The organism is Bacillus cereus (assembly GCF_002564555.1).
Classification (GTDB): domain Bacteria; phylum Bacillota; class Bacilli; order Bacillales; family Bacillaceae_G; genus Bacillus_A; species Bacillus_A cereus_K.
In genome coordinates this window covers 161,239-167,299 of record NZ_NUVD01000007.1, presented here as the reverse complement: position 1 = coordinate 167,299, position 6,061 = coordinate 161,239, and the positions used below count along the sequence as shown (strand labels likewise).

Genomic DNA, 6,061 nt, shown 5'->3' with positions numbered 1-6,061 from the left:
CATGGCGGTTGTGGCGAAGTGGTTAACGCACCGGATTGTGGCTCCGGCATTCGTGGGTTCGATTCCCATCAGTCGCCCCATTTTTATTTTAAAAATTACAAATAATCTAATGGATACTTACATATAATTAAGTAAGATTTCGATGGGCTATAGCCAAGCGGTAAGGCAACGGACTTTGACTCCGTCATGCGCTGGTTCGAATCCAGCTAGCCCAGCCATTTTTGCGGAAGTAGTTCAGTGGTAGAATACAACCTTGCCAAGGTTGGGGTCGCGGGTTCGAATCCCGTCTTCCGCTCCATTAAAATTTCATATGGCGGCATAGCCAAGTGGTAAGGCAGAGGTCTGCAAAACCTTTACCACCGGTTCGAATCCGGTTGCCGCCTTTATTATTGTGCCGATGTGGCGGAATTGGCAGACGCGCACGACTCAAAATCGTGTTCCTTCGGGAGTGTCGGTTCGACCCCGACCATCGGTATCGGCGATGTAAAAAAACTCTAACAGAAATGTTAGAGTTTTTTTTGTTAAATTATACTATGTGATTCTAAAATTCGTAATGAATATAGGAATTCATGTATAATATAACTTGTCGAAAGAACAAAATGATAGTGATTTATATTATGTCTGTAATATGAATCAAACATGAACTTTTTATATTTCTTTTAAAAATGTGTTGAACACACATTATATTTTATATTAATATTTTTATGTAGATTTAAAACGGGAAAGAGAGTGGAAAGTATGGGCCGTAAATGGAACAACATTAAAGACAAAAAAGCATCAAAAGATGCAAATACAAGCCGTATATACGCGAAATTTGGACGTGAAATTTATGTGGCAGCAAAACAAGGCGAGCCAGATCCTGAATCAAACCAAACGTTAAGAGTCGTATTAGAGCGTGCAAAAACATATAATGTGCCAAGAACAATTATTGACCGTGCGATTGAAAAAGCAAAAGGCGGTTCAGAAGAAAACTATGACGAGCTTCGTTACGAAGGTTTTGGGCCAAATGGATCTATGGTAATTGTAGATACACTAACAAATAACGTAAACCGTACTGCAGCAGATGTACGAGCTGCATTTAGCAAAAACAGTGGTAACATGGGTGTAAACGGTTCTGTAGCTTATATGTTTGATGCGACAGCTGTTATCGGTCTTGAAGGTAAAACATCAGATGAAGTTCTTGAAATTTTAATGGAAGCAGATGTAGATGCACGTGACATTCTAGAAGAAGAAGATGCTGTTATCGTGTATGCAGAACCAGATCAATTCCATGCAGTACAATCTGCACTTAAAGATGCAGGTATTGAAGAATTTACAGTTGCTGAATTAACAATGCTTGCACAAAGTGATGTAGAACTTCCTGAAGATGCACAAACACAATTTGAAAAAATGGTTGATGCGTTAGAAGATTTAGAAGATGTACAACAAGTTTACCACAACGTAGACTTAGGAGAATAATATAAGGAGACCCTTTCGTTTAACGGATTGGGTCTCTTTTTTATGGGGTTTTAAAGGTGTTTGATTGTAGGTAGGGAATATGGTTATAGGATATACATGAAATAATTGTATTTTTAGGAGGCTTTCATGTGGAGCATAAAACACCAAAGCATATTGTTGCCGTAGCAGGTTATTTAACAAATGAAAAAAATGAAGTGTTATTAGCAAAGGTACACTGGCGGTCTGATACGTGGGAAATGCCTGGGGGACAGGTAGAAGAAGGGGAAGCACTGGATCAAGCTGTTTGTAGGGAAATAAAAGAGGAAACAGGATTAACGGTGAAGCCTATCGGAATTACAGGGGTTTATTATAATGCCTCTATGCATATTTTAGCTGTTGTGTTTAAAGTGGCATATGTGAGTGGTGAAATAAAGATTCAACCTGAAGAAATAAAAGAGGCAAAATTTATTGCTTTAAATGAAGACAACATTCATGAGTATATAACGCGTCCTCATATGAAATCAAGGACACTTGACGTGATGAAAGCGACAAACTTTGTTCCATATGAAACGTGGGAAGTGCAGCCATATAATCTTCTAGGAAGACTGTAAAAAGGTTAGCTATTTGAGGCGATATCAAATAGCTAACCTTTTTTTATGTATATTGCTTTAGAAAAAGGTCAAAATGATAAAGAGGCTAGTATTGATTTTGAGAACGTTTGTTCTGTATAATGGTGATATATCACATATAATTAGATTGCTAGATGCTCAAAAGTATATATTTATAGGTGATATAATAAAAGAATAAGGTGGAATTAAGGTGTTTTTATGGAAGAAGTATAACTGTCTCAACTTCTGTGTATCTGTTACTACTAATTATTAGGGTTTATAAATAACCTATATTCAATATTTCATATGAATAGTAGATAAAAAAGGACTGTGATACAATACATTTTTATACCTTACAATGATGTAAGGTAGGTGTAAGAGAAATCGATGGGATATTCTTTTATAACAAGGTATTCTTAAGGTAAGAGTTATATGCTGTGTGGAAAAGAGGTGTTCAAGATGAAAGAGCGAGTACTATCTAGAGTGAACTATCATCAAAAAGTTGCATTGAATCCAATGACTAAATTATTTTATAAAGCCATTATTTTATTATTATTGTTAAGTTGTATGTTATTATTCGTTGGGAATGTAATGATTGAGCGAAGTGATATTAGTAAATTACATGTACCCGCTAAGTTAGAGGTACCAGAATCATTAACACAGGCATTTATTGCGACGGAAGATAAAAGGTTTTATCATCATAACGGTTTAGACTATATAGCGATTATCAGGGCGTCTATTGAGAATATAAAAGCTGGTGGTGTTGTACAAGGAGGAAGTACAATTACACAACAGTTATCTAAAAATGCTTTTTTAACGAATGAACGCACATTCTCTCGTAAGTGGAAAGAGATTTTTTATACAAAAAAAATTGAGCGTACATTTACGAAGGATGAGATTTTAAAATTGTATGTAAGTAATATTTATTACGGAGAAGGAGCATGGGGAATTGAAAAAGCAGCAAATCTGTACTTTGGTAAAAAGGTCAATCAGTTAACATTAGCTGAAAGTGCAATGATGGCCGCTGTAGTAAAAGCGCCAGCTTATTACTCCCCTGTACAAAATTATGATAAAGCAGTTGAGAGACGAAATGTAGTTTTGAGATTAATGGAGAAAGAAGGATATATCAATCATGATGAGTATGTACAAGCAGTTAGTGAGAAATTAGTAATCCGTCATGATATAAAGACAGAGCAGTCGATGTTAAATAACGCTCGTGAAAAAGCAGTAAGTTAAACGAAGTTCCTACACAAGGGCTTCTTTTTTTTGAATAAATTGTGACATTTTGTGACACAATATCGTCACAAATGTTGTATTTTTGTAATTTATGTGAGCGTGTTCATTGCGCGATATGTGTAAGTATTGATATTATGTGTATTGTGTACAATGCTGTATACAGAATATGAATTTAAAGAGGAATGTATATGAAGTCATCAAACAAACTCATGGTTCTTGGTGTAGTTTTTTCTATCGCAGTATTGATTGTAATTGGAGCAATTGCGTATAGCATCATAAATGACAAAAAAGATAAAGGGAATGAGATGTTTGCTTATTCTACACAACAGTCTTTAGGGAAAGATGATGCTCCAGTTAAGTTAGTTGAATTTGGAGACTTTAAATGTCCAGCTTGTCGTACTTGGGATGTAACGGTATTACCACGATTAAAAGAAGAGTATATTGATAAAGGTAAAGTACAGTTATATTTTATTAACTTCCCATTTATCGGAAAAGATTCTGATTTAGGTGCAGCTGCGGGTGAAGCAATTTATAAACAAGATAAAGATTCATTCTGGATTTTCTATGATGAGATTTATCAAAATCAAAAGAAAGATACGGAAGAATGGATTACAGAAGAATTACTTCTTAATATTGTGAAAGAGAAGCTTCCAAAAATTAATGTAGAGCAATTTAAAAAAGATTTACATAGTAAAGAAATGAAAGAAAATGTACGTAAAGATTCAGATCGTGCTCAAAAATTGAAAGTTCAAGGTGCTCCTTCAGTGTATGTAAATGGAAATCTTGCAAACCCTGATTTCGACAGTATAAAGAAGGCGATTGATAAAGAATTGAAAAAGTGATGAGATACTCATCACTTTTTCGACTTTTTTCGATAAAATTCTTGCTTCGTATTTTTTTACATGCTATACTTCTTTACATAAGTTATTTCAATATCGTATATGTATTTCATATTTGCGGGTGTAGTTTAGTGGTAAAACAAGAGCCTTCCAAGCTCTGGTCGAGAGTTCGATTCTCTTCACCCGCTCCAAATTTTATTTAATGTTTTTCTAATAAATTGTGATCAACGCAGTGTTTCGTTTCTAAGATAAACGAGGCATTGCGTTTTTTAATGTATTATCCGAAAGAAATCTCCTTCCTGAGGCGTGTGAAAGACGATAGTCTAGCAGTAGGGGGGAGATGAATTTCGGTTTGGCGTAGCCAAATATTTGGTTTTCCTATTTATTTCGCCCTTGATATAATCATTCTTATAATAGGTAAATTTTGGTATAACAATGAAAGTAGATAATAATCGTGTAATGTTCAGGTTGTGTGATCACCGTCATAGCTTATGGGAAATGAAGCGGAAAATGAGGTGAACGGATTTGATAAAGCATAATAAGGCGTACAAATTCGTTAGCTATCAAAAGTAGCGATGAACCGAGAAGCCCCCACTTAGGGGTAAGATCGTAAGAGATACTAAGTGGTGGGTAGTTCACTGTTTGAAAATCATAAATGTATGCGAAAATAGAAGTAAACAATAGTATTCCAAAAGTGAATTGCTAACCAATAGATCGTTACATAATGGATAGATTCATCTGAGGAGGCGATTAAGAATGGATTTTGAACAATTAAAGCAAGATGTCATTGCTTATAGTAAAACGATTGGTATAGATAAAATAGGCTTTGCTAGTGCGTCACCATTTGAGGAATTAAAGCAGCGTCTAATCCAGCAGCAACAATTGAACTATCAGTCTGGATTTGAAGAGCCTGATATAGAGAAGAGAACGAACCCGCAGTTATTGCTACCTGGTGCAAAGTCAATCATTGCGATTGCTTTAGCATATCCTTCAAAATTAAAAAATGCACCATTAAGTAAACGAGGAGAACGCCGTGGGATTTTTTGTCGTGCTTCTTGGGGACAAGATTATCATCTTGTTTTACGAGATCGTTTGCAAAAGTTAGAAGCATATTTAATTGAAAAACTGCCGGATATAGAAGTGAAATCAATGGTTGATACAGGGGAACTAAGTGATCGAGCTGTTTCAGAGCGTGCTGGTATTGGATGGAGTGGTAAGAACTGCGCTATTATTACGCCTGAATTTGGCTCGTATGTATATTTGGGAGAAATGATTACGAACGTCCCATTTCCTCCAGATCAGCCAATAGAAGATCAATGTGGAAGTTGTACGAAGTGTATTGATATTTGTCCTACAGGCGCTTTAGTACAAGGCGGACAGTTAGATTCGAAGAAATGTATCGCATTTTTAACACAGACGAAAGGATTTCTACCTGAGGAATATCGCGATAAAATAGGAAATCGTATATATGGATGCGATACATGTCAGACGGTTTGTCCAAAAAATAAAGGAATGGATTTTCATAACCATCCTGAAATGGAGCCCGATCCTGAGTTAGTTAAACCGTTATTAACACCACTTTTAACAATTAGTAATCGTGATTTTAAAGAGAAGTATGGGATTATGTCTGGTTCATGGAGAGGGAAAAAGCCATTGCAACGAAATGCTATTTTAGCACTTGCGCATTTTAAAGAAACAGCAGCAATTCCTGATCTAATCGGCGTTATGAAAGACGATCCAAGACCAGTACTACGCGGAACTGCAGCATGGGCACTTGGGAAAATTGGCGGAGATGGAGTAGGCGAAGCGATTGAAAAAGCGATGGAACGTGAAAAGGATGAAGAAGTTCTTCATGAAATGAATCGTGGACTTGAATTGTTAGCGCAGAAAAAAGAGTAGATAATATCTTCCTTCTTCATATTGTAATATGGGAGGGAGACG

The 6,061-nt window shown here is 36.0% G+C and carries 5 protein-coding genes and 6 tRNA genes; all 11 read left to right on the top strand.

Features of this window, described 5'->3' with window-relative positions:
- The first annotated feature begins 4 nt into the window (after positions 1–4).
- The 11 genes from COI75_RS03365 (at position 5) to queG (ending at position 6,019) form a co-directional block, all read left to right on the top strand.
- Positions 5–80, top strand: a tRNA-His gene (locus COI75_RS03365).
- Between the two features lie 63 nt (positions 81–143).
- Positions 144–218, top strand: a tRNA-Gln gene (locus COI75_RS03360).
- 5 nt (positions 219–223) lie between these two features.
- A tRNA-Gly gene (locus tag COI75_RS03355) sits at positions 224–298 on the top strand.
- 14 nt (positions 299–312) lie between these two features.
- A tRNA-Cys gene (locus COI75_RS03350) sits at positions 313–383 on the top strand.
- Positions 384–393: 10 nt separating this feature from the next.
- Positions 394–475: transfer RNA gene (locus COI75_RS03345), tRNA-Leu, on the top strand.
- A gap of 263 nt (positions 476–738) precedes the next feature.
- On the top strand, positions 739–1,458 hold the full coding sequence (locus COI75_RS03340; protein ID WP_000532957.1) for a YebC/PmpR family DNA-binding transcriptional regulator: 720 nt from the start codon (positions 739–741) through the stop codon (positions 1,456–1,458).
- Between the two features lie 128 nt (positions 1,459–1,586).
- Positions 1,587–2,048 carry an NUDIX hydrolase gene (locus COI75_RS03335; protein WP_098448233.1) on the top strand — a complete coding sequence of 154 codons (462 nt, stop codon included), beginning with the start codon at positions 1,587–1,589 and terminating at the stop codon, positions 2,046–2,048.
- A 456-nt stretch (positions 2,049–2,504) separates the two neighbouring features.
- On the top strand, positions 2,505–3,281 hold the full coding sequence (locus tag COI75_RS03330; protein ID WP_000664714.1) for a transglycosylase domain-containing protein: 777 nt from the start codon (positions 2,505–2,507) through the stop codon (positions 3,279–3,281).
- A gap of 188 nt (positions 3,282–3,469) precedes the next feature.
- Positions 3,470–4,123: a DsbA family protein gene (locus tag COI75_RS03325; protein ID WP_000842728.1), complete on the top strand. Its 654-nt coding sequence runs from the start codon at positions 3,470–3,472 to the stop codon at positions 4,121–4,123.
- Positions 4,124–4,237: 114 nt separating this feature from the next.
- Positions 4,238–4,311, top strand: a tRNA-Gly gene (locus tag COI75_RS03320).
- 565 nt (positions 4,312–4,876) lie between these two features.
- Positions 4,877–6,019 (top strand): tRNA epoxyqueuosine(34) reductase QueG, encoded by a 1,143-nt coding sequence (gene queG / locus COI75_RS03310; RefSeq protein WP_000345212.1) that lies wholly within the window; start codon positions 4,877–4,879, stop codon positions 6,017–6,019.
- Positions 6,020–6,061: the final 42 nt, after the last annotated feature.